Annotated in this window: 22 protein-coding genes; 7 read left to right on the forward strand and 15 right to left on the reverse strand. The window is 68.5% G+C overall.

Annotated features, from left to right (window positions below; genetic code table 11):
* Positions 1-9: 9 nt before the first annotated feature.
* From ACQPZZ_RS22530 to ACQPZZ_RS22560, 7 genes are all read right to left on the reverse strand, one after another.
* The gene (locus ACQPZZ_RS22530) at positions 10-270 is read right to left on the reverse strand and encodes an acyl carrier protein (RefSeq protein ID WP_432921500.1); all 261 of its coding nucleotides are present in this window, start codon (positions 268-270) and stop codon (positions 10-12) included.
* Positions 263-1,237, reverse strand: a complete 975-nt coding sequence (locus ACQPZZ_RS22535; RefSeq protein ID WP_432921503.1) for a TIGR03560 family F420-dependent LLM class oxidoreductase — start codon at positions 1,235-1,237, stop codon at positions 263-265. Before ACQPZZ_RS22535 ends, ACQPZZ_RS22530 begins: the two co-directional genes overlap by 8 nt.
* 7 nt (positions 1,238-1,244) lie before the next feature.
* Complete coding sequence (locus tag ACQPZZ_RS22540) at positions 1,245-1,583, reverse strand: PqqD family protein (protein WP_432921506.1); 339 nt, start codon at positions 1,581-1,583, stop codon at positions 1,245-1,247.
* Positions 1,580-3,961 carry a beta-ketoacyl synthase N-terminal-like domain-containing protein gene (locus tag ACQPZZ_RS22545; RefSeq protein ID WP_432921509.1) on the reverse strand — a complete coding sequence of 794 codons (2,382 nt, stop codon included), beginning with the start codon at positions 3,959-3,961 and terminating at the stop codon, positions 1,580-1,582. Before ACQPZZ_RS22545 ends, ACQPZZ_RS22540 begins: the two co-directional genes overlap by 4 nt.
* Before the next feature lie 226 nt (positions 3,962-4,187).
* Positions 4,188-5,057 carry a class I SAM-dependent methyltransferase gene (locus ACQPZZ_RS22550; protein WP_363645000.1) on the reverse strand — a complete coding sequence of 290 codons (870 nt, stop codon included), beginning with the start codon at positions 5,055-5,057 and terminating at the stop codon, positions 4,188-4,190.
* A gap of 482 nt (positions 5,058-5,539) precedes the next feature.
* Positions 5,540-6,889 carry a phosphotransferase gene (locus ACQPZZ_RS22555; RefSeq protein ID WP_432921512.1) on the reverse strand — a complete coding sequence of 450 codons (1,350 nt, stop codon included), beginning with the start codon at positions 6,887-6,889 and terminating at the stop codon, positions 5,540-5,542.
* A 237-nt stretch (positions 6,890-7,126) separates the two neighbouring features.
* Positions 7,127-8,845: a carbamoyltransferase family protein gene (locus tag ACQPZZ_RS22560; RefSeq protein WP_432921515.1), complete on the reverse strand. Its 1,719-nt coding sequence runs from the start codon at positions 8,843-8,845 to the stop codon at positions 7,127-7,129.
* 304 nt (positions 8,846-9,149) lie between these two features.
* Here ACQPZZ_RS22560 and ACQPZZ_RS22565 point away from each other — a divergent pair, with 304 nt between their 5' ends.
* Complete coding sequence (locus ACQPZZ_RS22565) at positions 9,150-9,986, forward strand: hypothetical protein (RefSeq protein WP_432921518.1); 837 nt, start codon at positions 9,150-9,152, stop codon at positions 9,984-9,986.
* A gap of 17 nt (positions 9,987-10,003) precedes the next feature.
* Here the strand turns inward: ACQPZZ_RS22565 and ACQPZZ_RS22570 are convergent, their stop codons facing one another.
* The 6 genes from ACQPZZ_RS22570 to ACQPZZ_RS22595 all read right to left on the reverse strand — a co-directional run bounded on the left by ACQPZZ_RS22570 (position 10,004) and on the right by ACQPZZ_RS22595 (position 17,050).
* A complete protein-coding gene (locus ACQPZZ_RS22570; RefSeq protein WP_432921521.1) occupies positions 10,004-11,023 on the reverse strand; it encodes a fatty acid desaturase family protein in 1,020 nt (339 codons plus the stop codon).
* A 51-nt stretch (positions 11,024-11,074) separates the two neighbouring features.
* Entirely contained in the window at positions 11,075-12,718 is a 1,644-nt protein-coding gene (locus ACQPZZ_RS22575) for a thiamine pyrophosphate-binding protein (RefSeq protein WP_432921524.1), read from the reverse strand.
* Positions 12,715-13,755, reverse strand: a complete 1,041-nt coding sequence (locus tag ACQPZZ_RS22580; protein WP_432921527.1) for a hypothetical protein — start codon at positions 13,753-13,755, stop codon at positions 12,715-12,717. The genes ACQPZZ_RS22575 and ACQPZZ_RS22580 overlap by 4 nt, the downstream gene beginning before the upstream one ends.
* Positions 13,752-14,639 (reverse strand): hypothetical protein, encoded by an 888-nt coding sequence (locus ACQPZZ_RS22585; protein WP_432921530.1) that lies wholly within the window; start codon positions 14,637-14,639, stop codon positions 13,752-13,754. Before ACQPZZ_RS22585 ends, ACQPZZ_RS22580 begins: the two co-directional genes overlap by 4 nt.
* A 34-nt stretch (positions 14,640-14,673) precedes the next feature.
* The gene (locus tag ACQPZZ_RS22590; protein ID WP_432921533.1) at positions 14,674-15,813 is read right to left on the reverse strand and encodes an aminotransferase class I/II-fold pyridoxal phosphate-dependent enzyme; all 1,140 of its coding nucleotides are present in this window, start codon (positions 15,811-15,813) and stop codon (positions 14,674-14,676) included.
* A gap of 199 nt (positions 15,814-16,012) precedes the next feature.
* Positions 16,013-17,050: an alcohol dehydrogenase catalytic domain-containing protein gene (locus ACQPZZ_RS22595; protein ID WP_432934488.1), complete on the reverse strand. Its 1,038-nt coding sequence runs from the start codon at positions 17,048-17,050 to the stop codon at positions 16,013-16,015.
* Positions 17,051-17,107: 57 nt separating this feature from the next.
* Between ACQPZZ_RS22595 and ACQPZZ_RS22600 the strand changes: the two genes are divergently transcribed.
* Complete coding sequence (locus tag ACQPZZ_RS22600; protein WP_432921536.1) at positions 17,108-17,623, forward strand: NUDIX hydrolase; 516 nt, start codon at positions 17,108-17,110, stop codon at positions 17,621-17,623.
* 4 nt (positions 17,624-17,627) lie between these two features.
* On the opposite strand, the gene ACQPZZ_RS22605 is transcribed toward ACQPZZ_RS22600, so the two are convergent.
* The gene (locus ACQPZZ_RS22605; protein ID WP_432921539.1) at positions 17,628-18,464 is read right to left on the reverse strand and encodes a class I SAM-dependent methyltransferase; all 837 of its coding nucleotides are present in this window, start codon (positions 18,462-18,464) and stop codon (positions 17,628-17,630) included.
* 344 nt (positions 18,465-18,808) lie between these two features.
* Between ACQPZZ_RS22605 and ACQPZZ_RS22610 the strand changes: the two genes are divergently transcribed.
* On the forward strand, positions 18,809-20,005 hold the full coding sequence (locus tag ACQPZZ_RS22610) for an IS701 family transposase (RefSeq protein ID WP_432934490.1): 1,197 nt from the start codon (positions 18,809-18,811) through the stop codon (positions 20,003-20,005).
* A 285-nt stretch (positions 20,006-20,290) separates the two neighbouring features.
* On the opposite strand, the gene ACQPZZ_RS22615 is transcribed toward ACQPZZ_RS22610, so the two are convergent.
* Positions 20,291-21,298 (reverse strand): patatin-like phospholipase family protein, encoded by a 1,008-nt coding sequence (locus ACQPZZ_RS22615; RefSeq protein WP_432921542.1) that lies wholly within the window; start codon positions 21,296-21,298, stop codon positions 20,291-20,293.
* Positions 21,299-21,571: 273 nt separating this feature from the next.
* Here ACQPZZ_RS22615 and ACQPZZ_RS22620 point away from each other — a divergent pair, with 273 nt between their 5' ends.
* The 4 genes from ACQPZZ_RS22620 to ACQPZZ_RS22635 all read left to right on the forward strand — a co-directional run bounded on the left by ACQPZZ_RS22620 (position 21,572) and on the right by ACQPZZ_RS22635 (position 26,584).
* Positions 21,572-23,371, forward strand: a complete 1,800-nt coding sequence (locus tag ACQPZZ_RS22620; RefSeq protein ID WP_432921545.1) for an MGMT family protein — start codon at positions 21,572-21,574, stop codon at positions 23,369-23,371.
* A 264-nt stretch (positions 23,372-23,635) separates the two neighbouring features.
* Positions 23,636-24,361, forward strand: coding sequence for an NUDIX hydrolase (locus ACQPZZ_RS22625; protein WP_432921548.1), 726 nt, complete (start codon positions 23,636-23,638; stop codon positions 24,359-24,361).
* Between the two features lie 4 nt (positions 24,362-24,365).
* On the forward strand, positions 24,366-25,529 hold the full coding sequence (locus tag ACQPZZ_RS22630) for a 5'-methylthioadenosine/S-adenosylhomocysteine nucleosidase (RefSeq protein WP_432921551.1): 1,164 nt from the start codon (positions 24,366-24,368) through the stop codon (positions 25,527-25,529).
* A complete protein-coding gene (locus tag ACQPZZ_RS22635; protein WP_432921554.1) occupies positions 25,526-26,584 on the forward strand; it encodes a hypothetical protein in 1,059 nt (352 codons plus the stop codon). The genes ACQPZZ_RS22630 and ACQPZZ_RS22635 overlap by 4 nt, the downstream gene beginning before the upstream one ends.
* Positions 26,585-26,604: the final 20 nt, after the last annotated feature.

The raw sequence follows: 26,604 nt of genomic DNA on the forward strand, positions 1-26,604 counted from the left end.
GCGTTCACCTCACTCATCGTCGAGGAGTGCCGCGAGCTGCGCGACGGTCGGGTGAGAGAAGACGTCCACGACCTTGAGGCCGGGCCAGCGCCGGCGAAGGACGCGAACCACGCCGAGTATCATCGCCGACGTCGCGCCGAGGTCGAAGAAGCCGACGTCCGGCTCGATCGTCGCCACGCCGAGAGCGTCTGCCCATACCGCCCGCACGACCTCGGCCGGGGTGCCGTCGAGGTCGAACTCGACCTCCGGTGCGCACGCCCGATCAGTCATCCATCGCCTCCCGTAAGGTCGTGCCGACGCTGTGCAGATGCGCGAGATCGGTGGGGTCGAGGACGGCGAGGATGAATCCGTCCACCCCGGACTTGCGGTATTCCGCCACCTGGCGCCGGACCTCTTTCCTGGTGCCGCAAAGGGCGAAGCCGCGAGCCGCGTTCGGCGGCAGATTCAGCAGCGTTCCGAGCCGATCCAGCGATTCCTGGAGTTCCCACTCGGATTCGGTGATGATCGCATGGCCCAGCCACGTCCTCGTGATCTCGCCGCTGTCACGGCCCACGGCCGCGCATGCCCGTTCGAGTACCTCGATCTTGTGGCGTACGGTCGCCGGTCCGCCGAAGAAATTGCAGGCGTCCCCGAGCCTGGCGATGAGGGGGATCAGCACCCGCTCGCCACCTCCGCCGATGAGAATGGGCGGACCGTCGGGATTGATCGGACGGGGTATGTTCAGCGGCTCGTCAATGCTGTGGTAGGTCCCCGAGAACTTCGGCGCATACTCGGTGAACATCGCACGGCAGATCCGCACCGCCTCGTCGAGCTCGGCCAATCGCTGCCGCGGAGGCGGGAAGCTCAGGCCGTACGCTCGGTACTCCTCCTCGTGCCAACCGGCACCGATCCCGAGAATCGCCCGGCCACCGCTGATGATGTCGATAGTGGTAACCATCTTGGCCAGAAGCGCCGGATTGCGGAATCCGCAGGCGGTGACGAGCACGCCGAGACGTGCGGCCGAGGTGACGGCCGCCAACGCGGCGATGGTGGTGTAGGCCTCCAGGATGGGCTCGTCCTGGCTGCCCACCGATGCGATCTGGTGGAGGTGATCCATGGTCCACAGGCTGTCGAAGCCGGCGTTCTCGGCCGCGCGCGCGGCGTCCACGACATGCTCGAAAAGCTTCTGATCCGGGACGCCCGCGAACGAGTAGCCACTGAACTGCAGGCCAACGCGCGTGATGGGTCGGCGAGTCATGCCACACCTAAAGACTGGTCAGGGCTTCGACGTCGGCGGGCGTGGCCACTTCGACCAGGCCGCGTTCGAGGAGCTGCTCACAGAGGTCGTATGTCGGCTGCCGAACCTCTTCGAGCGGCTGACCCGAGGCCTCGGCGACACCTTCGAGCAGTTGACCCACGGTGCGGCGCCCATCGATCAGCAGCCACGCCATGCGGGCATCGCGGTCGAGAACGTAGCGGCCGATCAGTGTCTCGAGCAGCAAGCCGCCGGCAGCACGGTCACTGAGCTCGGCGACCGTGTCGCTGAGGCGGGCCGTCACGTCCAGCCCGCGAACCAGGACCATGTCGTCGCTTACGGTGGTCATGAGTCCGCCTCCTCCTTGGCCGAGGTCTTCTCGACGTAAGCCGCTGTGGCAGTGATGGTGGGTGCGATGAACGGCAGGTCGACCGGCAGCTCCAGCCCGAGTCCTTCGCTCAGGCGGGCACCGATCTCCACCGCGTAGATGGAGTCGCCGCCGAGGTCGTGCGAGAAGTGCGCGTCCGGCGGAATGTGCTCGACGCCGAGAACCTCGCGCCACACCTGCTCGACGTAGTCGGCGGTGCTCATCCCGTTCGCCGGCGCCGACGCGCCCGGGGAATCACCGCCCGCATCCAGGACGCGGACGGGACGGTTGAGCCAGAACCGGCGGCGGGTGAACGGGTAAGCGGGCAGCGAGACACGCCTGCGTCGTTCTTCGGCGTAGTAGGCGGCCCAGTCGATGCCGGCTCCGGCGCGCCACGCCGCGGCCAGCACGTCCTCCAGGTCGAACGACGGCCCGATCACCACCTGGCCGGGGCCGTGACGGGCGTCCTTCGACGCCGCGGCGTCGGTGCATGCGTCCAGGGCCGCGGCCAGCGACGCGGCGTCGGCGCCGCCGGTCAGCCATTCCGCGACCGGCCGCACCCAGCCCGGCGCGTCCACTCGGGAGAAGGTCAGCCCGAGGCGCCGCAGTGTCCGGCCGACGACGGCCGCCGCGAGCGCGCCGGCTTTGTGCGAGGGCAGGCCGTCCAGCTCGGCCGATCCGGTGAGTTCAACGAGACCCGACCGCACCATCGGCTCGGCTTCCCGCAGCCGTTTCCCCATCTCCGCCAGGTCGTTGGGGGCCCCGGCGATCACCAGCGACCATCGCGGAGCGGACGGCCCTGCCTCATCGGGTGCCCGTAGCTTCGCGATGGCGTCGGCGCCGCTGCCGACCACCGCCGCCCACCTCCGGACGAAGCGACCGCGCCCGACCGCGAGCGTGTAGGCGATGTCGGACAGTTCGGCGGAGTCGATCGAGTCCATCGACTCGATTCGTTCGGCGAGCCGCATGCGCATCCGATCCAGCTCGTCCTCGGTACGGGCGGACAGCGCCAGCACCTTGCGCGATCGCACGGCAGGGGCCGTCGGCACGGTGAGCGCCCGTTCCACGATGACGTGGGCGTTGGACCCGCCCAGCCCGAAGGAGCTCACGCCGGCGATGCGTGATCCCTCCGTCCGCCAGGGCCGGGTCTCGGCGGTCACCACGAAGGGCGTCGATTCCATGTCGAGCTCGGGATTCGGCGTGCGGAAGTGCGCCGTTCCCGGCAGCGTGCCGCTTTCGACGGCCAGAATCGCCTTGATGAGCCCCGCTATGCCCGCCGCCGCATCGGCGTGGCCGATGTTCGCCTTGACCGCCCCGAGGGTGACGGACCCAGGCGGCCGGCCGTCACCGGCGAAGACCCGTCGCAGGGCCTCGAACTCGACGGAGTCGCCTATGGCGGTCCCGGTCCCGTGCGTCTCGACGTAGCCCACCTGCCCGGGGGAGACACCCGCCCGGGCCAGCGCGGCCCGGATCACGGCCTCCTGACCGTCGACGTTCGGTGCGGAGAAGCCCGCGCGCGATCCGCCGTCGTTGTTGATCGCCCAGCCTCGGATCACGACCCGGCGGTTGTCTCGATCGGCCCGCGCGTCGTCGTCCCGCTTGAGGACGACGATTCCGGCGCCCGAGCTGGGCACCGTCCCGGACGCTTCCGCGTCGAAGGCGCGGCAGCGCCCGTCGGCCGACAGGATGCCGCCCTCGTTGTAGGTGTAACCGTCGACATCGGGCAGCAGGAGGCTGACACCACCGGCCAGAGCGATGTCGCAGTCCCCGGCGGCCAGGGACGAGCATGCCATCGCGACCGCGCTGAGCGCCGTGGCACAACCGGTCTGCACGGTGATCGCCGGCCCGGTGAGACCCAGCTTGAAGGCGAGCCGCGGCGCGAGGAAGTCCTTCTCGTTCGCCATGGTGAGGCGTACGTCGCGGAGCCGTCCCGTGCCGGTCTCGGTGGGAGCCAGGAAATCGCGGAAGTACAGGTTCTCCCCGCACCCGACGAACACGCCGACGACACAGTCACGATCGCCGGAGTAGCCGGCGTCGTCCATGGCCTCGGCCGCGACCTCCAGGAGGACCCGCTGCTGCGGATCCATGGTGACGGCTTCCGCCGGCGGCACCCGGAAGTGGTCGGCGTCGAACTGATCGACGTCGCCGACCTTGCCCACCGCGCGCACGAACCCGCCGTCGGCCACGCGCCCGGACTCCGGCTGCTCATCCTCCCCGGCCTTGTCCTGATCCAGCCGGCTCACCGTGTCGAGACCGTCCAGCAGATTCTTCCAGTACTGCGCGACATCGCCCGCTCCGGCGAAGCGACCGGCCATCCCGATCACGGCGACGGGAAGACCGCGAAGTGACGCATTCGTCATCGGGCCGCTCCCTGCGTCCGGCGCGAGTCCCTGCCTTCGACGAAGAAGCGCGCGCAATACTCACGAATTGAAGAGCTTTTCATCGGGTGAGCCGGTGGGCGGCGATCGGGCACTCCACTTCTTTTCATTTCATCTCCCCGTTGTCATCCCCTGAGCCGGCGACCGTATCGGACGCCACATCGCCACGGCTGTCCCGATGCCAGTTTTCCAGCTCCACACGAATTCATCAGCGAATCGTCAGATCCACACCCGGCTGCCGACCGGGCACGCGATAACGGTAGGTGAGGTCCAGTTCCGCCCCGGGCTCGACGGATACGGGCTCGGGCAGGATCACGGTGTATTTCCAGCTGTTGTCGGGGCTCACCCGGTCCGGGTGCGTGGTGAACGTGCTGCCCGGCGACAGCCGGAGATCGAAGGAGACCAGAATTCCGTTGACGGTGCCCGGCCTGTCGACCTTGGCCGTGCCGGACTGTTCGACGAACCGCTCCGTCGCCCGCGCGAAGTCGACGAACGCCACTTCGACCGGTGCGGCCAGGCGCGGCCAGCCGAGCACCGTACGTCCGGGCTTGAACATCACCCGCGGAACCGGCGCGGTGGCCAACGGGGTGAAGTCGATGTCGTACCACTGCCTGAGCCGCGCCGTGGTGGCTTCGGTGAAGTGGATCCGGTCGAGCTCGTCCGCCGGGATCTCCACCGGCGTCGCGTGGATCGCCATGGCGTGCGGAATGAGGATGCCGTCGGGCTTGAGCAGGCGTTCCCTCGCGTCGATGGAGAGCTCGAGCGCGTACTGCTCGAGCGGTTCACGCCCGATCGTCTCGCTCACCAGGATGTCGGCGGCTTCGGGCAGTTCCAGCTCGAAGGCGTCGCCGCGGAGCAGGGTGATGCGGTCGGCCATCCCGTTGCCGGCGAAGAGCGCCTCGGCCGCGTCCGCCATACGCCCGATCTCGAACGCGTAGACATGCCGCGCGCCCGCCTTGGCCGCCGCCAGCGCCAGGACCCCGGAGCCCGTACCCACGTCGACGACGACAGAGTCCGGCCGGACCGATTCCCGCAGCGCTTCGAAGTAACGCTGGGTCCGAGTGCGATCGTTCAGCATCTTCAAGTGCGATATCGGTAAGTCGAAGACAGGATGAAGTGGCCTCGTCGTCGCCATTCAGGTCTACCTTTCATCGCGTTCACTCCGGCCCTCCCGGGCCGTTTAACGCTCGCAGCCGTCATGCATCATCGCGACCGTCGCGTACTTCAACCACGACTCCTGCAAGATTGCCACGATCATCTACTGATGTCCAGTGCCGAATTAACCGGCGAAGGGCGCGATCATAAACTCGCCGGATTGGCCGGCGGACGTCCTCTCGCCATCTGGTAAGCGCCGCGACATCCCGCCGTTCGCGGCGAATTCTTCCCAGCTCAAACGAGAGCGGCGACCCGGACGTGCCGATGCCGATCAAATTCGAATGGTCGCGCGCACGGCGACGGGCAAATCAGTGGAGAAATCACTCCCCTCTCTCGACGAAACGGCATGTCGACCATTCATGGTCATCCGGGTGGAACGTATCCGGGGTGATGTGTCATCGCGCCTCAGCCTTCGCCGCGAAGGTCGCCGACTCGCTCGAACGCCTGCTCAAGCCGCCGCAGCCACCATCGCACGGTCGCGGCGGAAGGCTTGGGAAAGCCGTCGGGCTGGTGTCGCGCCTCGGACATCACAAACGCCACTTCGCCCATGACAGCGTGGAAGATCACCGCCAGGTCGAGCGCGAGGCCTGCCCGGTGACCGCCGTTGACTCTCTCCCACTCCGCCTCCAACGCCGCCCGTGCCTCATCACCGGCCCAGGCGGTGTTGGACAAGAACCACACGAAGTCCAGCTCCGCCGGGCCATGGCAGGCGAGCCCCCAATCCAGCGCAACGACCCTGCCGCCTTCGACACCGAGGTTGTCCGGCCGGTAGTCGCCGTGCAGAAGCGTGGCCGGCGCCTCGGCTGCGAGCGCACTCAACAGGGGCGCCGGGTCGGCGACCAGGCGCAGCACCGCGTCGGCTACCGCATCGCCGGCGCCGTCAGCGAACGACTCCCAGGCGGTGTTCAGGGTCTTGGGCAGCATGTCACGGCCGCGCCGCTCAATCAGTGGCCGCAAGGGCGAGAACAACCGCAGCCGGTCCGCCGGTGAGCACAGGACGGCACTCGGCCGGGTGTCGCGGAAGGCCCGATGCATCTCGGCGACGGCGGCGAGCAGGACGCTGCCGCAGGCGACCGGGTCGCCGTGTCTCACGGTGTCGAGCGCCCCGCTCACGTCGCGCATGACGATCACCCAACCGTCGTCAGAGGCGACGGCGTCGATCACCGGGGTCGTGATCTGCGCGGGAAGCCGGTCGTAGACACCCTCGACGAACAACCACCCCTCCCGCCCCTCGTCTCCGCTCGCCCGTGCCAGCCAGTCACGACCCGGCCGGATGTGCTTGATGACGACAGGCTCGCCGCTGGCAAGCCGCGCCCGCATCAACGTCGCGCCGGAGAATCCCCGGTGCGCCAGATCGCCGACGGAGCCGGCGACGAGCGACTTCGCGACCGGCTCGGGGAGCAGCCGCACCGGTTCTCTGGGCAGGGACGGGTAGACGATGTGCCGGGAGACACGGCCGTCGACCACGCCGATTCGGTGCAGGTACCGCTCCGGACGGCCGGTCGGTCGCACCGTACGCTGGACGTCGATGTCATATCCGCCCGGATGGACGTCGACCGAGAAGTAGGTCTCGACGCCGGGTCCCGGTGCTATCCGGGCCCAGCTCCGCTCGATGGCGTCCACCCCGACGGTGGTTTCCCGGTGACCCGTCACGTAGCTTTCCAGAACCGGCTCGGGCGCGTAGAAGGAGCGCAGCCGGGCGAAGGATCCCGTGGCCAGTGCGCCACGCAGCGCGGCCACGATCACGTCGGTCATCCGCCGATCTCCTCCGGAGTGCGCTCGTCACGGGTGCGCGTCGTCCTCACCACGTCGTCCTCACCACGCCGGCGTTTCCGGCACCGGAGCATGCCACGTGATGCCACCCGCCGTTCATCCGCTCGGAACCCTCCCGCGCCCGGCCGCCATCGAGATCGCCCGGCGCGACGGCTGGACGGTGGACGCGCCAGCCGCTCACGGCCGAGCCGGCGCGCCGCACCGCTGACACCCCCACGGTCACTGCGGGTCACGCTCGATGAGGTAGTCATCGATGATCAACGCGTCCATGCCGGTTCGCAGGAAGGTGCGAATGGCGTCCGCGGGCGTGTAGACGATCGGCTCGTCATAGGTGTTGAACGAGGTGTTGAGCACCAGCGGGATGCCGGTCAGCTCCTTGAACTCGCGGATGAGAGCGTGGTATCGCGCGTTCACCTCGGCGGACACGGTCTGCATGCGAGCCGTGCCGTCGACGTGCACGATGGCGGGAACGAGCGCTCGCTTGTCGGCCCGCACCTTGACGGCGAACGACATGAACCGGGTCGACAGCGACGGCCTGGCGAACTCGAACCAGTCCGCCGCCTCCGACTCCAGGACCGAGGGCGCGAACGGCCGGAAGTATTCGCGGTGCTTGGCGCGTACGTTGATCCTGTCCTTGGTGGACGGATTCCGCGGATCGCCGATGATGGAGCGGTTCCCGAGCGCCCGGGGACCCACCTCGGCGGCGCCCTGCATCCAACCGAGGACCTTGCCGTCGGCGACGAGCTCCGCAGCGGTACGCGGAGCGTCGTCCAGGCGGGTGGCCTTGACCGGCGCGGCCGCGATCGCGGCCTCGACCTGCGCCGGAGTGGGCGGCGGCGACCCGATGTACGGGTCGGTCATGACGAAGCGGCCGCTGACCCGCCCCTTCTGGCGCGCGACCAGCAGAGCCGCTCCCAAGGCGGTGCCGCCGTCATGCGCCAGCGGCTGGACGAAGACCCCGTCGAACGGTCCGTCGTTGAGCAGGCGGCCCATGCCGACACAGTTGAGCGCGACTCCGCCGGCCAGGCACAGGTTGGCCGAGCCCGTCATCTCCTTCAGGCGGCCGGCAAGGGTGAGAAGCACCTCCTCGGTCATCTCCTGCAGGCTCGCGGCGACCTCGGCGTACCGGTACTCGAACGGAGCGCCGGGTCCACCGGTCCGGCGGGGGCCGAACAGCTCCTCCAGCGGCTCGTAGTCCTCCACCCGGAAGCGGAAGGTGTCCAGGTCGACCGTGAACCCCCCGCCGTCCCGCTGGACGATCTTCTCGAACGTCTCCCGATAGCGGTCGGGCGGGGCGAACGCCGCCAAGGCCATGAGTTTCGGCGCGGAGTACTCGTCCAGCCCGACGAACTTCGCCAGCTTCTCCCACACAAAGCCGAGCGAGTTCGGGTAGACGACGGTGTCCAACGGTTCAATCCGGCCGTCACGGCCGTACGCGAGCAGCGCGGTCGAATGCTCGCCGATACCGTCGATGCTGAGCACCGCGGCCTCCTCGAACGGGGAGGCGAGGTAGGCGCTGGCCGCGTGGCTCATTTCGTGCGGCACCCAGACCCAGCGATCCCGGATGTCCGCGCCCAGCACCTTGGACACTTCGTCCGGAATGCGGTTGAGTCGCTCCAGCAACAACCGCTCACCGTCCGCATGACCCCAGGAGCCGGCGGTCACCGGCTCGTCCAGGGGCGGCTGACGCAGTGCCGGGTCGAAGGACGTGGCCACGTAGTCGACGTCCTCGGCGGTGATGCCGGCCCGCAGCATGCAGTCCCGCAGGGCTTCGACCGGGATCTCGTCGACCGTGTCGATGTCGGCCGGCTTGGCGTGCTTGCGGCGGTTGAAGCGCTCCTCCTCCGCGAAGGCCAGCACCTCGGCGCCGCGGACCACGCAGACCGACGACTCGTGGTAGACGGTGTTGATCCCGATGACGATGGGATTGCTTTTCAATGTCAAACTCCCCGGTGGTCGCGCTTCGTCGCCGCTGACACTCACTACCAACGCCTCCGGACCAAACCGACAGGAATGGCGTTGAGAGACATTGATAATCGAAGATTCATGCACGCCGGACATGATGTGACCGCCACTTCCGAAAGCGATCCCGGCGCAATTACCGACATTGACCGAATATCAAGCTACCTGACTGCAATAGGCCCCGCAACCACAGATTGCGAACTTCTTCCGAACGGTTGCCGAGCTACTTTGCACGATGATAGACAAAGGCTCCGGGCGACCTCAATCAAAGGGATCGGAAATGCGCGAAGCCGGGTTGTATATCGCCGTGCTGGGCATCGACGGCACAGGAAAGACAACCATGACGAGGATGCTGGCCGACGAACTGAAGCGGAGCGGCCATGAGGCGAAGGTCCTGAGCTGGCGAGAGGAGCTCGAGCTGGCAGAGCGGCCGAACACCCGAGAATCGCTTCGTCAACTGTGGGTCGAGTCGCTCCGGCTCGTTCACCTGGGAGTGGATCTGCCGCCGGCCCCCGCCTCCTACGATGAATTTCACAGCCAGCAGTGGGAGAAGCGGTACGCCGGCTCGAAATTCTCCACCAACGTGCCGGGCGGCCCCCTTGCGGCCGCCTGGCTGGAATGGGTGGGGCAGACATTGTTGATGCACGAGATCGTCAACCCGCATCGCGCCCGCGGGGTCCACGTCATCGACGAGAGCTTCAGTTTGAAGATGGCGTACAAAGAACTCCTGATCGCCGATCTGCTCAATGACGATCCGGCCCTCGCCGCGGAAATCGGCCGCGCCCGAGAGATCATCACGGAATTATTCAAATCCACCGCCCCCGACGTCGGCATCGTGATCAGCAGCTCCTCGGTGGATCAGGCGTACCGGTGGCGCATTCGGCAGGAGGGCGCACTGGGCAGCCTCGAAGATCTTGGCGCGGCGGCCGGCGCCCGCGGGCGCGACGGCTTTGTGCGCCTGCAGCAGGAGTGCGACTCCTTCTTCCGCCGCTTCGCCCGGCAGCCGAACTGGGTAGTGCTGGAGATGCAGGACGCTGCGCCGCCGGTCAACTTCGCGCGGCTTCGTGAGTTGCTCGCCGGCCATCCGGCCATCGGGAGTCTCCTGCACGACTCGTGAGGACACACAGCGTCCCCTCACCGCGGGCGCCGCCGCCCGGCCGGTCCACCTGGCCGGGTCTGCGGTTCCTGCAGGAAACGGGTACGGAATCGCAGCCGCGCGCCGTAGCCGTCCGGATCCTCGACGAGCAGCAGCTCGTGAAGCTTCCGCAGGGCGTGGTGCGGCACGCCGGGCCACATGTGGTGCACCGTGTGATAGCCGTCGTTGTGCGCGTGCAGGAGGAGGCGTTGCATCCGGCCCAGGTTCGAGATCGTCGCGTCGAAGACGGTGGTGGCGTCGGAGTAGACGTGCTCGGACGACTCCGCCAGGAATCTGATCACGGGAAGCACCAGCAGATAGGCGCCGAGCCAGGCGACCGCCGCGACGATGCCCTCGTGCGGTCCGGCCAGAGCCCAGAAGGGCGCCCCCACCGCGATGAGGGCCCAGCCCAGCGGCATCGCCAGACAGAGCCGATCGGCGCCGATCGCACGCAGCCAGCCGATCTGGTAGCGCGGCAGGCGCCGGCTCAGCCCCATCAGGAACGTACGCCAGTCGTCCCGGCGCATCGGCTCCAGGTCCAGTTCGATGTAGCGCTGCCGATCAGGATCTTGATTTCCGCCGAAACGACCGTGGTGCAGCAGATGCGAGGCACGGTAGTCGGCGACGATGATGCCCGCCGGCAACCCGCACAAGACGAAGGTCAGCACGTCGTTGGCCCGGCGACGGGTCCGGCTCAGGTTGAAGTGCGACCCCTCGTGGATCAGGCACTCAAGCGCCCGCAGGTTACGCCCGACGACGACCAGCCCGGCTGGGACGACGATCAGGCTCAGCGGCCACCAGCCGTTCGTCACCGTCCAGACGGTCGCCGCCAGGGCCAGGTAGATCACCAGATGATCGGCGAGCGCGGCCCCGATCGTGATCCAGCTCCGGTTGCGGTGGGCTGCCGCGATCGCCGATCTGAGCTCGGGTGGGGCGGTGTAGCCGCGGTGGTACGGCTTGGCGGACGGGGGTTCCGGGGATGCGGCCGGTAATCGGTTCTTGTAGATCGTGGAGGACATCACATCTCCTCTCCGTGAGACGGACGGCCGGCGCTGGGGGCGAGCGCCTGATCATCCCGGGCCGATGGGCAGGTCGATGAGGTAGGGCCGGCCGAGGGACCAGGCGAATTCCGCCGCTTCGGCGACGTCGGCAGGACTGGTGGCGCGGCATGCTTCCACGCCCATCGCCTCGGCCAGCGCGAGGAAGTCCACCGCCGGGTCGTCGACGTCCATGCCGACGAACGACATGTCGTCCCGCCCGGTCGTCCGGCGGAGGTTCCGCTTGAGCATCAGGTACTGGGCGTTGTTGACGACCGCGAAAACCACCGGCAGGCCCTCGTGCGCGGCCGTCCATATCGCCTGCGGGCTGTACATGGCCGACCCGTCGCCCACGACGCACAACACCGGCTCCCGTTCGTACGCCAGGGAGATTCCGAGGGCGGCCGGCATCGCCCAGCCCAGGCCTCCGCCCCGCGCCGCGAAGTAGCGTCCGGGACCGTCGGTTCGGTGGAGGGCGCGCACGTGCTCGTCGCAGGTCATGGACTCGTCCACGACGACGATGTCATCCGGAATCGCGCGGAGCAGGGCATGCACCGCCGCCTGCGGCGCCATCGGCGAGTCCGGATACCGGTCCAGCGCGGCCGCCTCGCGCTCGGCCCGGTTCGCCAGATGCGTCGTGGCCAGCCCCGCGGCCGACGTCGCCGCCCGGCCGGCATCGCCGCGCTTGCGTACTTCCGCGGCAAGCTTCCGCAGGGTGGCACGCAGGCCGCCGACCAGGCCGAGGCGAACCGGAACGAACCTGGCGATCTGGTGCGGGTCCTCGGCGATCTGGAGCAGCTCGACACCGGACGGCACCATCGGACCGGGATCGAAGCCGTACGCCATGAAGGCCCGGCCGCCCAGCACCAGTACCCGGTCGTAGCCGCGGAGCGTCTCCCGAATGTCTCCGGCCGTAAGGCCGATCTCACCGGCCCACAGCGGGTGCGTCGTCGGGAAGACGGTCGTGCCGTACAACGACGAGCCGAGCACCGCGACTCCCAGGGCCTCGGCGAGTTCCACCAGCGCTCCGACCGCGTCACCGGCGGATACGTCGTCGCCGGCCACCACCAGGATTCGATCCGGGGCGGTGCCGAGCAGAATGTCGAGAAGATCCTCCACGCCCGGCGCGGTGCTGTCCCGGATCACGGCCGACCTCGGGGTCCGGTCCGTGGCGGGCGTCTCAGCCTGTAGCACATCCGTCGGCAAGGAGACGAACACCGGGCCGCGTCGTGGCGACGCCGCGTCGCGGAAGGCGCGGCGCAGCACGACCTCCAGATCGTCGACCCGGCGGACCTCGTGCGCCCACTTCGTCACCGGCGCGGCGAGACCCGTCAGATCCCCGGACAACAGCGGGTCGGCCACCAGGTGACGCTGGTCGGCCTGGCCGGCGGTGACCACGATGGGGGAGCCCTGTACCTGGGCGTTCGTCAGATTGCCCAAGGCGTTGCCGAGCCCGGCCATCGCATGCACGTTGACGAAGCTGGGCCGGCGCGTGGCCTGAGCGTATCCGTCCGCCATACCGACGACCACGCTCTCTTGGAGGCCGAGCACATAACCCGGCTCTCCGCGGCGCGACAACGCGGCGACCAACGGCAGCTCCGTGGTCCCGGGGTTGCCGAAGACGTGCCGGACGCCCTCGTCGGCCAGCACGTCGACGACGAGATCGGCGCCGGTCATCGGTACGACTCGAGGGTTCCGCGACGACGGACGTCGAGTGTCGCGCAGTGGAAGCCGCCGCCGAAGGTACGGGCATGGCTCAGTGGCAGCGGCAGTACGTCGATGCCCTTGTCCTCCAGCTCTTTGATCAGACCGACCTGGCGCCGCTCCACCACGACAAGGTCGGGGCTGAGGCTGAGGAGGTTCATGCCGATCCAGACGGAGTTCACCGGCGCGGGCCCGGCGAAGCCGATGTCCACCAGTTCCGGGCACCAGATCTTGTCCCACGACGCGAAGATTTCCGGCAGGTTCTCCTCGGTCACGCGCTCCGGGTTCAGCAGCACCAGGCCGGGGCGCAGCGGCACGATGGTGGTGTCGACGTGCGCGGCGGTGTAGAGACCGCCGCAGGGGTGCACCGTGTACTGCGGACCGACCGCCTCCTGCAGCCATCGGGCGCCGAGCTCGTTGCCGCCGTCCGAGACGAGATAGAGCAGGTCGGTGCCGACGCGTAACACGTTGGCCGCGTCGAAGACCGGCTCCAGGTTCGCCAGCCGTTGTCCTTCCGGCAGCTCCGGGCGATAGGTCTCATCGGCCAGCCGGGGCCTCGGCGCCGCGATCCACCGGGCGCCGCTGTGGAAGTACTCGAGCATCAGATCGCGGTAGAGCGCCTGCTTCAGGGCCCGTCCCCGAATCACCATGGGCGCCTCGATGAGCAGATCGCCGACGACCAGCACGGTGTCGCGAGGGGCGTGGTCGTAATAGCCGTCCGTCTCCCACAGCGGGGTGCGCAGCACGGCGTCGGGATCGGACGGCGCCGGCCGGCGCACGGTTATCCCCAGACCGGCCAGGGCCGTGCAGAACTGTTCCAGCTCCTCTTCCGTCTGATCGACGACGTCCTTCGGGTACGGGCCGGACGGCAGGGCGGCGGGGTCGCCTATCTCGTGGTAGTCGATCGACAGGATGCTGCGCTCGGCACGTGGCACCCGGGCCCCGATCGCGGATCCGACGATGACTTCCTCCAACGGATCCCATTCGTTGTAGGCGCTGACAAGGCTCATACGTGCAGTCCTCCGGTCGCGTCGGCCGTGCTGACGGAGCCGGCGTGCTCGCCCCGATCCGGCAGCAGCGATGCCATCACGGGATGCGCTCTCAGCACGCCGAGAAGTCGGTCGAAGTTGTCCTGTGGCGGCAGGTCCTCCATCTCGAAGACGGTCCAGCCCGCCGACGCCGCGAATTCGCGGAAATAGGCGTCACACGTGGACTGGATCTCGACGAAGCCGTCCAGGTGCGCATCACCCCCGGCGACCGTCATCGACTCCAAGATGCCCAGCGCGCCCTTCTGGCGCATCCGCCAGCGGTACGCCTGCTCGATCGGCGAGGTGATGACCAGGCCGATGTCCGGCCGGCAGGTGGCGAACAGCCGGCTGAGAACGGTCTTCGCGGTGCCGATCTCGTCGGCCATGGCGGGATCGGCGTTCAGCCGGGAAGCGAGCAGGAGCTCGCGGAACGCCGTCTTGAGCCCGAAGCTCTCATCCACCACATGCACTCCGGCCGCGAGGTTCGGGATCACCGACTCGTGGCGCAGAAGCACCTGGCCGACCCATTCCAGCCAGGCGGCGGCCAGGGGGCCCACGGGAACGTTCGCCGCGACCGGCGTGTCGCGGAGCCGCCGCTCCCAGTCCTCGCCGTCGAACTCCACGTACGACGGCGGCGGCACCAGTTCCTCGACGCCCAGATACAGCAGCCGAAGTGATTCCACCCAAAGCTCCTGCAGGGCGTGCCGAGTGTTGGTCCGGCTCGCCTCTCTCAGCTCGCCGCGATAACTGAGTTTCTTCACCGCATGGCCGTCCGCCGACAGCAGCTCGGACAGCATTTCGGCCATCGTCGACTTGCCCGTTCCGTCGATGCCGAGCATGGCGACGTGAAGGCCCCGATCTGGCACGCGCGTTCCTCTCCCGCGTGAATCTCCGGCATGGTCAGTCGTGCTCGACGGCCAGCCCTCCTAAGCTGCCGTGTTCACCGAGCCGGCGCGCCGCTTCGAGCAGCATCGGCAGTGGTTTGCAGAAGGCGAAGCGCATGAGCGTTCCGGCCTGCTTCGGCTCCGCGAAGAAGTCGCCCATCGGCAGGGCGGCGACTCCGGCTCGGCGGATCAGCCGCTTGGCGAAGGGCCCCATGGCGGACGGCGTCGCGCCCCACGGCGCCACGTCGGCGACCACGAAGAAGCCGCCCGGCGCGGCCCGCGGCGCGAGCCCCGCTTCGGCGAGCGCGGCGGACAACACGTCCCGGCGGTGCCGATAGTCGGCCCGCAGGTCGGCGAAGTACCCGGTTCGCCCGGCCCACCTCAGTCCCCCCGCCACCCCGGCCTGCAGCGGCGTCGGCACGGCGAAGGTGAGATGGCGGTGGTGGTGCTGGATCGCATCGCTGACCGCCTCCGGCGCGAGCACCCAGCCGACCCGCCATCCGCCGACAGCGAGCATCTTCGAGGCCGACGAGCAGACCACCGTGCGCTCCCGCATGCCCGGATAGGCGGCGATGCGGACGTGGGGGCCGTCGTAGACGTGCTCCTCGTAGACCTCGTCGCTGACGACGTACAGGTCATGCTCGACGGCCAGCCGGGCGAGCTCCGCACCGGCACGTTCGGACAGTATGTATCCGGTGGGATTGTGCGGCGAGTTCAGCAGGATGGCCCGGGTCGCGGGAGTGACGGCACGCCGCATCCCCTCGATGTCGAGCTCGAAGCCGCCGTTCCGGTCGGCCATCGGGACAGGGACCAGGCGCGCCCCGGCCAACCGGGCGACCCCCGGGTAGCTGTCGTAGAAGGGCTCGGGAGTCAGGACCTCCGATCCCGCGGGAGCTACCGCCAGCAACGCCACGGCGACCGCTTCGGTGCACCCGATCGTGACGGTGATCTCGGTCGTGGGGTCGTAGTTCAGACCCGCGGCCGCGGCCCGCTCGGCCAGCACCTCCCGCAGCTCGGCGAGACCGAACAGGGAGGTGTATTGAGTGTGTCGCAGAAGACCTTCATCGATGGCCTGCTCCGCCACCGCGGCAGCCCGAGCGTCCTGCGGAAAGCCCTGCGCGAGATTGATGGCGTCCAGTTTGGCGGCGAGCGTCATGACCTCGACATAAATGTCAGGGCCGGGGATGGATGGAGTTCGGTAGGTTATTTCGCGCATGACTTCCGTACCCCCTCTTCGCGCAAGCCGCCATCGACCTATTCAAATCGAGACGGGCGCGGGTGGAAGATGTCAGCCGATCTGCACATAAACCGCGAATGAACATAACATTAACGAGTAGATACGGTCAAGTAACCAGTCAAGGGATGAGTGCCGACTTGATCACGCGACGTCGGTCCATCGCCTCATAGGCCGCCTGCGCGTCATCCAGGCGGAACGAGAAATCGACGAGAGACGCCAATCGGTCCAGCTCCGACGACATCGAGTCAATAATTCCCGGCAGGTAATGCCGGGCCGGGGTCACCCCGCCACGCAGAGTCAGATTCCGGTCGAACACGTTAATCATGGAGATGACGCTGTCACCCACCGGCAACCCCACCCAGGAAAGCAGGCCACCGTCCCGCACGCAGGCCAGGGCGGTGTCCAGGGCGGCCTGGGTGCCGACGCACTCGATGACCGTCGTGATCTCTCCCGCGAGTCTTCGTGTCTGCTCGCCGGCCGAAACCGCGTCGCCCTCGGCGAGGAGCACATGAGTCGCGCCGAACGAACTGGCGACCGCCAGCCGATCCGCGTGATGGCCGACCACGGTGATGGCGCCCGCCCCGGCCCGGCTCGCCATCAGCACCGTGGCGAGGGCGACCGGACCGTCCCCGACGATGGCCACCGAGGAGTCACCGGTGATCTCGCCGTTGGCCACCGCGTGACAGGCGGTCGGCAGCACGTCCGCCGCGAGCAGGTAGCGGAAAAGCTCCTTGTCGTCGGAGGGGGCGGGCACGCGGACCAGATTGGCGTCGGCGAAGGGAACCGTGATCGCCTCGGCCTGGGCGCCGCCGCGTCCCGGCGCCCCGCCCCAGAAGCCGCCTGCCGGGCAGGACGACGGCAGTCCGCGCCGGCACGCGGCGCACGTGCCGTCCGCGTAGTTGAACGGCGCCACCACCGCGTCGCCGACCCGGAAATTCTCGACCTGCGTGCCGACCTGGCGCACCACACCCACGAATTCGTGTCCGAGCGGCGCGCCCCGCTCCACCGGGTCGATTCCCCGGAAGTACCACAAGTCGGATCCGCACACACCGGCGGCGACTACGCCGACCACCGCATCAGTGGGGGCACTGAGGACCGGATCGTCGATTTCGTCGACCACCACCAATCCAGCCCTGTCGAATACGACAGCACGCATCACCCGCCACTCCTTCTTATACGCTTGGCTGACACTCCCGAGACGAAAGGTTTGGTCATGGTCGAGATCCCCCAGGACCTGCCGATTTTCGAACGTGACGCGGTTCGCATCGTGCTTCGCGACACCGGCGACCGCATCCTGCTTTTTCACACTCACGAACTGACCGCGCCGGAACTCGGCCAGTGGTGGGAACTACCCGGAGGCGGCATTGACGAGGGCGAGACCTACCTGGAAACCACGGTGCGGGAACTGCGTGAAGAGACCGGCATCATCATTTCCCCCGAACAGGTCAGGCCACCGAACTGGAGCCGGACCGCCTCGTTCCGGCACCGCGATCGACGGCATCTCCAGCATGAGGTCGTGGTCGAGGTGCGCCTTGACCGCCCAGGCGACCTGATCGACGAGGCCGGTCGCCTCGACTACGAGCGCGATGACTACTTCGACTTTCGCTGGTGGCCGATCGCCGAAGTGGTGGCCAGCTCCGAACAGTTCTATCCCCGCAGTCTTCCCCAATTGCTGACTGGCTTCCTGGCCGGGGAGAAGCTCAGTGAGCCGTTCGAACTCTGGTCTTGACCGCTTATAGACGCCGCAGATCCCAGACCACGACAGCCGGCAACCCGAGATAGGCGGCCAGCGTCGCGTCCGGCACCAGCGACATAGCGGTCCGCTTGAGCGCCAGGTGGCCGGCTTCGTATCGCGGCTCGTGGAGCCGTCGCACTTCGAGGCCGGCCTCCTGGAACGCGGTCAGAAAATCGTTGTGCAGATGGCTGTGATTGCGGGCGAAGCCACGCACTCCCTGGTCCAGCTTGACGTGCGCCGCGCCCCCGAGAATCGACATCAGGGGGTTTATGTCGGAAACGATGACACGGCCACCCGGCCGGGTCACCCGGGCCAGCTCGGCCACCGGCTCTAGGAGCGAGGGGCAATGGTCCAGCGCCAGACCGCAGACCACCAGGTCGAACGACCCGGACTCCAGGGGAAGGTCGGCCAGGTCGCCCGTCCGCCAATCCACCTCGGGAGACTGCTCCTTGGCCTTGGCCAGCATTTCCGGAGAGAGATCGACGCCGGTCACCCGGTGGCCCAGCTCGACCAGCTTGCGAGCGTGCCGACCGGTGCCGCACGCCGCGTCCAGAGCCCGGCCCGGCGCCGCCTGCTCCAGCAGAGACCAAACCACAGGTTCCTCGATCGGGCGGATCGGCCGGCTGGCGTCGTCGTAGGTGTCCGCCCAGGCTCGATACAGAGCCTCGACGTCCAGTTCGCGCACCGGAATGCGCTCATCGACGGCGGTGTTCCCCGCGTCCGCCAGCCACCGAACCTCGTCGATGCGCGCTTCAACCGTCTTGTCGTCGCCGTCGTTCATCCCGCGCAGCAGGGCCAGACCCTCGATACCGAGCAGCAACTCGCGCAACTGCATATGGCCACTGACAGCGGTAGAACGTACTGAATCCACGGATCAGCCCCCTCTGATGGTGAAGTACGTATCAACTATAGGTGAACAATAGGTATACATCGCAACCCCCTTGATTTCCGCTCGAGGGCTCGATCCGAGCATGGCAAAGGCCAGTTGACCTGGGGTTTCGCAGCAGACTGCATCACATCGCGCAGGCGAAAAGAGCCATGACTCAGACCTTTACTGAGTTACGGACATCCTGAATTCCCCGGCCTGCGATAACTTCGCCCAGACGAGCCGGCGAACCATGGATCCGCCCCTTCTGCAGTCAGGTTTCGTTATCTATAGTCGATTCCGTGCCGGATCCGGTGAGGGCCGATGACGCACGGTCCCGAACGGTGGGACTGGATGAACTGTTCGGCCGGGTGGCCGGCCGATTCGGCCGGGTGGAGCCCCGCCGTCAGGCGCGCGCCTACCTGGTCGGGCTCCTCGCGCCGGTGGAGCGCAAGAACGGCTGGCAACTGGCGGAGGCCGCCGGTGAAGCCCGGCCCCATCGCATGCAACGACTGCTGAACGACATGCGCTGGGAGCACCGGGAAGTACGCGCCGATCTGCGGGATTACGTCGTCGAGCACCTCGGGGGACCCGATGGGGTGCTGGTCGTGGACGAGACCGGATTCCCGAAGAAGGGGGACCAGTCCGCGGGGGTGCGGCGTCAGTACTCCGGCACGGCCGGGAGGGTGGAGAACTGCCAGCTGGGAGTGTTCCTGGCCTACGCCTCCGCACGCGGGTGCGCGCTGATCGACGCCGAGTTGTACCTGCCCGAAAGCTGGATCGGCGACCCGGCGCGATGCGCGCGAGCCGGCATCCCCGAGCAGACGCGGTTCGCCACCGAATCCGACTTGGCCGCCGCCATGCTCGACCGGGCTCTGGACGCCGGCGTCCCGGCCGGGTGGATGACGGCCGACGAGACCTACGGCGATGACCGCGAATTCCGCCGCCACCTGGAGCACCGCCGGATCGGGTATGTGCTGGCCGTGCCGGGGAGCCGATCGATCGGCCCCGGCGACACCGGCCCGCGCTTCGACACGGTGACCGCTGACGCGCCCCCGCGGGCATGGAAACGCGTCTCGGCGGGCCGAGCCGCCGAAGGTCTCATGTACGACTGGGCCATGGCGACCCTGCCGCCATGGCCCGGCGACCCTCCCGGCGACCCTCCCGGCGGGCAGGACGCGTGGCAGCGGTGGCTCCTGATCCGCCGGACTATCGCCGACCCCCGGGACCTGGTGTACCACCTGTGCTTCGGCCCCACGGGCACCACCATCGAGCAGCTCGTCCGCGTCGCCGGCGCCCGCCGGGCGGCAGAGGAGTGCCTGCGCGCCGCCAAGAACGAGGTCGGCCTGGACCACTACCAGGTCAGGCGGTTCGACGGCTGGCACCGGCACATCACCCTGGCGATGCTCGCCCACGCGTACCTGGCCGTCTCCGCCGTCCACGCCCGGAGAGCCCGTGCGGCCCGGTCCCCCTCACACCGGCCGGAGTCCGCCGTCTCCTGGCACCTGTGAGCACCCCCGCCGGGAAGACGGCGGCTCCGCCACGACACGTTCACGATCCATGTCACGAAACCCGGTTGTAGTACCGGCCCCTTCGGGGGATGTCCGAGCCCCCGGCTGAGGCCCACGGACCCTCACGGCCGCTCGATCTGTGGCGCGGCGCCCACTACGCCGACGCCCTGCTCACCCCGTCGGTGACGGTGGAGGCGGCGAGGCCGGACGAGCAGCGTGTCGGCGGACATCTGTACGTCGACGTGTTGGGGTCGCGAGCAGCGGAACCCCCTGCGACCAGGCGATCTACGGTGCGGTGCGCCCTGTGCGAGATGCCGGGTGTCCCGGCCCGCACCGCCGGTGGTGCTCGCCGTGCGGCGGGCCGAGCGGACGGGCGAGACCGGGGTGCGGTTCGTGCCGCTCCAGCCAATGCGTGGTCGACCGGGTCGCCCGCTCGATCATGTCGGCCGTACCGCGGAAGTCGACGGGCAGCACCTCGACCGGGCACAGCGGCGGCAGCACGTGCAGCCGGGTCCGCCGCCTGTTCTGCCTGATCGAGGCGCTGATGCGCTGCTCACTGAGCAGGTTGTAACCGTGCAGGGCCATGGCGATGGCCGTCGACGGCGCGGCCGGCAGGTGGCAGGAGAATCCGGGTGCCAGCAGGTACACCTCGTCGGCGCCCGCCTCCACCGCGTAGTCCAGCGTGGTCAGGTCCGCGACGCCGCCGTCCATGAGCACGCGGTCCCCGATCGTCACGGTGGGATACAGGGCCGGGATCGCGGTGCTGGCCAGCAGGGCCGGCAGCGCGGGTCCCCGCGACAGGACCACCGGCCGCCCCGTCCGCACATCCGCGGTGAGCACCGACAGCGGGGTCGCCGTCTCCTCCAGGGCGTGGATCGGCAGGATGCGTTCGAGGAACCGTCGCAGGGAGGAGTTGTCGAACAGGTAGTTGCGGCGGCCGAGCGCGGCCGCGGCCAGTGTGGCCGGATTGAGCGGAAAGGCGTAGTTGAGCACGCCCAGTGCCTGCAGGGCTCCCCGCAGGGGATGGAAGGGCAGGTTTCCCGTCAGCGTGCGGAGCACGTCGGGCCCGCTCACCGGATACACGTCGTGGCTGCTCACCGACAGCCACAGCCGGGCCAGCTCCTCCACTCCCGCGGCGTCGGGACGGGAGGCGTAGTAGGCGCCGTTGAGTCCCCCGATCGAGGCGCCCACCACCATGTCGGCGCGGATCCCGTGAGCGGTGAGCGCGCGGAGCATGCCGACCTGCGCGGCCCCCAGGCTGCCGCCTCCCCACAGGATGAACGCCGTCGTCATCGGCCGTTTCCCCACGCTCTCCCGGCCCCGGTCCCACTTTCTACCCGTATGCCCTTGTTTCACCCGCGTCCGAAGAGGTGAGGGTTACGTGAGACGAGGGACTTTCACCGAGCGCTTGTTTATCCTGCCGGGGGCGACAGTTGAAAGGCAGGAATCCCCCCGATGGCCTATGCCGACAAGATCTCTCCCATTCTCCGCGCCACGCTCGAGCTCCTGCGTGAGGCCGGACGGCCGCTGCGACCCGAAGAGGTTCGCAAGGAAGTCGAAGGGAGAGTGACGATACCCCCGGAGCTGCGGGGGCCCAACGCGCACGGCCAGGAACGGTGGTGGGCGCAACTGGGCTTCCGCACGGGAGAGGCCGCGTCTCTCGGCTGGATGACGAAACGGAACGGCTGGGCGATCACCGACGCCGGTGTCCGCGCGCTCGACGGCTTCGAGGGCACCGAGCTCTACCGCGAACTGGCGCGGCAGTACCGGGCGAGGAGGCTGCCGCCACAGGGTCGTGTCTACAGCGACCCCCGCTGGAACGTCGTCCTGGAGGCCCTGGAGCGCCTGGAGCCGGGCCACTGGACCACGTATGGCGACCTGGCGGCCCTGGTGGGCATGTCGGCGCAGTCGGTGGGAGGCTTCATGGCCGAGAGCGCCGACACGGGCCATGCTCATCGGGTCCTGCAGTCGGGAGGGCGGATCTCTCCGCAGTTCCGCTGGCTGGACCCGGAACGGACCGATGATCCGCGTGAGGTGCTCGAGAAGGAAGGCCTGACCTTCGACCACGCCGGCCGGGCCGACCCGCGGCGGCGCGTCACCGCCGACCGGTTCCGTACGATGCTCGCCCAGACCGGCGTCGATCTCCCGCCCGTGGGCGGTCCCCAGCCTCCGCCTCCGCCCGACCCGACTCCTGCCGCGTTCGAGCAGTTCCAGCAGAACCTCGAGTACGCCCGGCAGCTCGTCGACGGCGGGCGCAACCTGGAGCGGCTCGGGGTCGGCTCCTTCGACGTCACCGACCTCTACCGCGCGGCCTGGACCCAGGCCGTGGCGGCTCTCGACCACTGGATCACGCGCGAGATCGTCGACCGGGCCGTGGCTCTTGCCCTGGCTCCGCATGTGCCCCGTCCTCCCAGATTCGACAATCTGAACATCCCCGTCCAGCTGTTCGAGCGTGTTCACTATCGCGGCGAACCTGTCGGGGAGACCTTCCGCGCCCACTTGGAGCGGCATTTCGCGTTCATGACCTTCCAGAACCCGGAGAAGATCAAGGAAGGGTTCGCCTACGTCAGCACGGTGAATCTGTGGGTGAAGGTCGCCGAGGTCCTGACCGGGCAGGACGCCAAGAATCCGATCACCGCGGACGGCGTCCGCGCGAGGCTGCGAGAGATCGCCTGGCGCAGGAACAACATCGCCCACACCGCCGACCACGATCCGGTACGCCCCGGGCAGAAGGCCCCGATCACCGCAGACGAGGCGGAGGCGACCATCGAGTGGCTCGAAACGATGGCCATCGCCATCCAACTGGCCCTCGGCGACACCCTTCCCGCCCCGAGCCCCGACAGTGCGGGCGAGATGCGAGGCGCCCCTTCGGCAGAAGGGGCAGGACAGGCCGCCGGCTCCCGGGTGAAGCGCACGTGGGACGAGCCCGGCTTCCTCCAGGCCGTCGAGCGGTACTGTCCCGCCGACGTTCGCGAGACACTGCTGGCCGTCTACCGTCACGCCGAGAGCCACCCGTCCTTCCACGAGTACTACTTCGGCGAGGGCGAGTATCCGTCGGTGACCGCCTGGTTCAATCTCGGCTCGGACACGGCCTCCGTGTGGAGCATCTACACGAGTCCGGCCAAGTCGGTCCTGGCTGTCAATTTCGGGTCCATCCGCAACCACGGCGCATCAGAAGAACGGATGGCACAGCTCGCCGAGAGGCTCGGCGTCCTTCCGGGATCGGCCCGTCTGCGCGACCAGCTCGAACCCGCCGGCTACGCGAAGTACCCCTCGCTCCAGCCGGCCGCCCTCGCGCGTCCGGAGTCCCGAGAGGTCATCATCTCGGCCCTGAACGAGTTCCTGACCGGCGAACCACCCCACTGACCGCTGCGAGCAGCACCACCGGCAGGGCATCCCGGGCCGTCTCCTGACGCCACAGCCCCGAACCCGGAGAGGACGATCAGGCGTGGCCGCCAGGAGGCGGCCCGCGTACGCCTCGCGCCTGCGGCGCACGTGGTGGCGCCTTCCCCTCGTTCCTCAGCGAAGCATGTCAGGCCTGGCCGCACTCGCCTCGGCCCCGTTCCGGGACTGACACGTCTTACCTCGCGGCTATTTCTGTCAGTTTGACAAAAAGATAGTCTCTGCCGCATGACCGAGGACCAATGGGTGCCGCCCGTCGTTCTCCTCGCGGTTGACCTGGTGATCCTGACGTTGCGCCAGTCGAGCCTGCACGTGCTGCTCGTCGAGCGCGGTGTCGAGCCGTACAAAGGTGCTCTCGCGCTACCCGGCGGATTTCTCCAGCACGCCGAGGAGGACATCACCGCCGCGGCCCGCCGGGAGCTGTCGGAGGAGGCCGACCTCGACGTCGAAACCCTCAGCCTTGAGCAACTGGGCGTGTACGGAGACCCGGGTCGCGACCCGCGTGGCCGCGTGGTGTCCGTGGCGTACCTGGCCATCGCACCCCGCCTGCCGGAGCCGACCGCGGGAACGGACGCGGCCGACGCAGGATGGCAGCCCGTCGAGCACGTGTTCTCCGGCGATGTCGAGCTCGCTTTCGACCATCGGCGCATCATCACGGATGGCGTAGAACGTGCTCGCGTCAAGCTTGAACATTCCTCCCTCGCCACGGCCTTCTGCGGACCGACGTTCACCATCACCGATCTGCAGGACGTGTACGAGGCGGTCTGGGGGATCCCACTCGATCCCCGGAACTTCTATCGCAAGGTCCAGAAGACCGAAGGGTTCATCGTCCCGGCAGGGACAGCCCGCAAGGCCACCACTGGCCGGCCGGCCCGGCTGTTCCGAGCCGGTCCGTGCACAGTCCTCTATCCGCCGATGGTCCGGCCCGCCGAACCGCCGAACGCAATGGAGTAGGACAGTGAGCGACCGCCCGATCGTGATCCTCACCGCGCTGGACCTGGAATATCAAGCGATCCGGAGAAAGCTGCTCGACCCGGAGCTACACCGCCATCAGCAGGGCACCCGTTTCGAGGTCGGTCGTCTGAACGGCGACCGCTGCCGTCTGGCCCTGGCCCATGTCGGGACGGGCAACCAGTCGGCGGCCGTGCTGGCCGAACGGGCCATCGCCGAGTTCGCCCCGGCCGCTCTGCTGTTCGTGGGCGTGGCGGGCGCCCTCCAGTCTCACATCGCTCTCGGGGACGTCGTTGTGGCGACCCGCGTCTACGCCTATCACGGGGGAACGAGCGAGGACGACGGACTCAAGAGCCGCCCTCGCGGTTGGGATACCTCGCACGCTGCCGATCAACTCGCGCGGCACATCGGCCGCATCGGCGCGTGGACGCGTGATCTCCCCGATCCCGGCCATGTCCCGCAGGTGCATTTCGGCGCGATCGCGGCCGGTGAGGTGGTCCTGAACTCCAAGGTGTCCGGACATGCCCGATGGATCCAGCAGAACTACAACGACGCTTTCGCTGTCGAGATGGAAGGCGCCGGTGTGGCCCAGGCGGGACATCTGAACGGCGCACTGCCTGTGGTCGTCATCAGGGGCATCAGCGACCGGGCCGACGGAACCAAGGAGGTGACGGACCGCGAACGGTGGCAGCAGCGGGCCGTGGCCAACGCCGCGACGTTCGCGGCCGCGCTGGCCGAAGAGATCGCCGCCGAGGACCGGGACGGCGGCTGGCTACCGAAGGCGGCGGCGAGAGGAACCAGGATGCCGGAGCAGGGAACGACGTACAACATCGCACGTGACAACGCCCAGGTCGGCGTTCAGGCCGGCGTCGTGCACGGCGGCGTCCGGTTCGGCCCAGACCCGCGTCAGCCGGTCGACCTGGAGCAGGCGCTCGCCGCCTTCCGCGCCCGGCTGGAACGGACGCGCGCGGACGGCCGCCTGGACGAGGACACCTACGCAGCGGCCGAGGCCGAGCTCACGGTGGCGGACGAGGCTCTGCGGTCGAAGGCGCCGGAGCGCAAAAGCAGGCTGACCCTGGCGCTCAAGAAGCTGCGGGGATTGATCAGCGATGTCGGCGAGCTGGCGGCGGAACTGGCGGCCGTCATTGCCCTCGCGCAGGCCCTGTCATGACGCCGCCGCAGAACACCGCGACGAACTCCGCCACCGATTCCGCGCATGTCGACGTGCAGGCGGCCGTCGTACACGGCGATGTCAACCACTACAAGATGTCGCTGAATCCGTCGCCTCAGGAGAAGTTCGAGACCGGCGCGCGTTTCCTCGAGGGCGGCGCGGCGGGCCGGGCCTTGCGGCTCATCGACGAGGCACTCGCATCCGGCTACCTCACGAACCGGCTGTGCTTCTACTGGCTGCTCGCCATGGTCAGCGGCAGGACCCGCCGGGAGCTGTCCGCCCAGGAGGCGGCCCGCCTGCGAGACTCGGACCGCTTTCTCCCGCTCACCGGCGACGACTCCTGGGCCGACGGCGTGCGAACCGTCCGCCGGCTTCTGGACGCGGCGGAGAAGCCCGACGCGGACGTCCGCAGTCTGATGGCGGAGCTCGACGGGCTCCGCCCGGCTCAGCGGACCATGATCCTGCGCCATATGGAGCTGTTCCTCGACGGGCCGATCAAGGACCAGATGTGGCGTCTCACGCTGCGGGACGCCTGTGAGCAGCAGAAGGCCGGCAGCCGCGAGCACCGGGTCTGGAAGTTCTTCCAGCCGGAGCCGGCCGATCCACAGGTGCGGCAGCCCGAGCAGGAACGGGTTCCCGTTCCGACGTGGCTCAAGGCGGTGGCGGGGACGGTCGCGTCCGTCACGGGAACCGCGCACATCGGCCTGCTGCTGGTGCAGGGCGGCCGGATCTCCGCTCTGTTCGCCTATCTGCTTGGCATCGTCGGGGCCTGTGTCGCCGCCCCTGCCGGCCTGGAATGGCGCTTCCGTTCGGGGCGGCGGCGGGAGATGGACGAGGCGTACGCGCCGACTCCACGCCCCAGGACCGACACGCCCCCCGATCGCTTCGCGCGGAGAGTCGACCATCGGTTCGCGTACTACCTCGTCAAGTACATGCCGAACGGGATGGACCGCGAAGTGTGGCTCACGTGGACGGCCGGCATCCGCAGGCGCATGCGCGACGAGGTGGCGGACGCGTATCGCGACACGGGTATCAAGGTCGAGGCGTTCAACTAGCTGATCCGCCATCGAGCCGG

This window comes from Microbispora sp. CA-135349 (genome assembly GCF_050947365.1).
Lineage (GTDB): Bacteria > Actinomycetota > Actinomycetes > Streptosporangiales > Streptosporangiaceae > Microbispora.

What these genes read in the sequence shown, in the direction of transcription:
- ACQPZZ_RS22600 (WP_432921536.1), top strand. Translation starts at nt 17,108, where the DNA reads ATGGTCGAGATCCCCCAGGACCTGCCGATTTTCGAACGTGACGCGGTT.
- ACQPZZ_RS22555 (WP_432921512.1), bottom strand. Translation starts at nt 6,889, where the DNA reads ATGACCGACGTGATCGTGGCCGCGCTGCGTGGCGCACTGGCCACGGGA.
- ACQPZZ_RS22580 (WP_432921527.1), bottom strand. Translation starts at nt 13,755, where the DNA reads ATGAGCCTTGTCAGCGCCTACAACGAATGGGATCCGTTGGAGGAAGTC.
- ACQPZZ_RS22595 (WP_432934488.1), bottom strand. Translation starts at nt 17,050, where the DNA reads ATGCGTGCTGTCGTATTCGACAGGGCTGGATTGGTGGTGGTCGACGAA.
- ACQPZZ_RS22635 (WP_432921554.1), top strand. Translation starts at nt 25,526, where the DNA reads ATGACGCCGCCGCAGAACACCGCGACGAACTCCGCCACCGATTCCGCG.
- ACQPZZ_RS22565 (WP_432921518.1), top strand. Translation starts at nt 9,150, where the DNA reads ATGCGCGAAGCCGGGTTGTATATCGCCGTGCTGGGCATCGACGGCACA.
- ACQPZZ_RS22575 (WP_432921524.1), bottom strand. Translation starts at nt 12,718, where the DNA reads ATGACCGGCGCCGATCTCGTCGTCGACGTGCTGGCCGACGAGGGCGTC.
- ACQPZZ_RS22605 (WP_432921539.1), bottom strand. Translation starts at nt 18,464, where the DNA reads ATGCAGTTGCGCGAGTTGCTGCTCGGTATCGAGGGTCTGGCCCTGCTG.
- ACQPZZ_RS22590 (WP_432921533.1), bottom strand. Translation starts at nt 15,813, where the DNA reads ATGACGCTCGCCGCCAAACTGGACGCCATCAATCTCGCGCAGGGCTTT.
- ACQPZZ_RS22540 (WP_432921506.1), bottom strand. Translation starts at nt 1,583, where the DNA reads ATGACCACCGTAAGCGACGACATGGTCCTGGTTCGCGGGCTGGACGTG.
- ACQPZZ_RS22625 (WP_432921548.1), top strand. Translation starts at nt 23,636, where the DNA reads ATGACCGAGGACCAATGGGTGCCGCCCGTCGTTCTCCTCGCGGTTGAC.
- ACQPZZ_RS22545 (WP_432921509.1), bottom strand. Translation starts at nt 3,961, where the DNA reads ATGACGAATGCGTCACTTCGCGGTCTTCCCGTCGCCGTGATCGGGATG.
- ACQPZZ_RS22550 (WP_363645000.1), bottom strand. Translation starts at nt 5,057, where the DNA reads ATGCTGAACGATCGCACTCGGACCCAGCGTTACTTCGAAGCGCTGCGG.
- ACQPZZ_RS22535 (WP_432921503.1), bottom strand. Translation starts at nt 1,237, where the DNA reads ATGACTCGCCGACCCATCACGCGCGTTGGCCTGCAGTTCAGTGGCTAC.
- ACQPZZ_RS22615 (WP_432921542.1), bottom strand. Translation starts at nt 21,298, where the DNA reads ATGACGACGGCGTTCATCCTGTGGGGAGGCGGCAGCCTGGGGGCCGCG.
- ACQPZZ_RS22570 (WP_432921521.1), bottom strand. Translation starts at nt 11,023, where the DNA reads ATGTCCTCCACGATCTACAAGAACCGATTACCGGCCGCATCCCCGGAA.
- ACQPZZ_RS22530 (WP_432921500.1), bottom strand. Translation starts at nt 270, where the DNA reads ATGACTGATCGGGCGTGCGCACCGGAGGTCGAGTTCGACCTCGACGGC.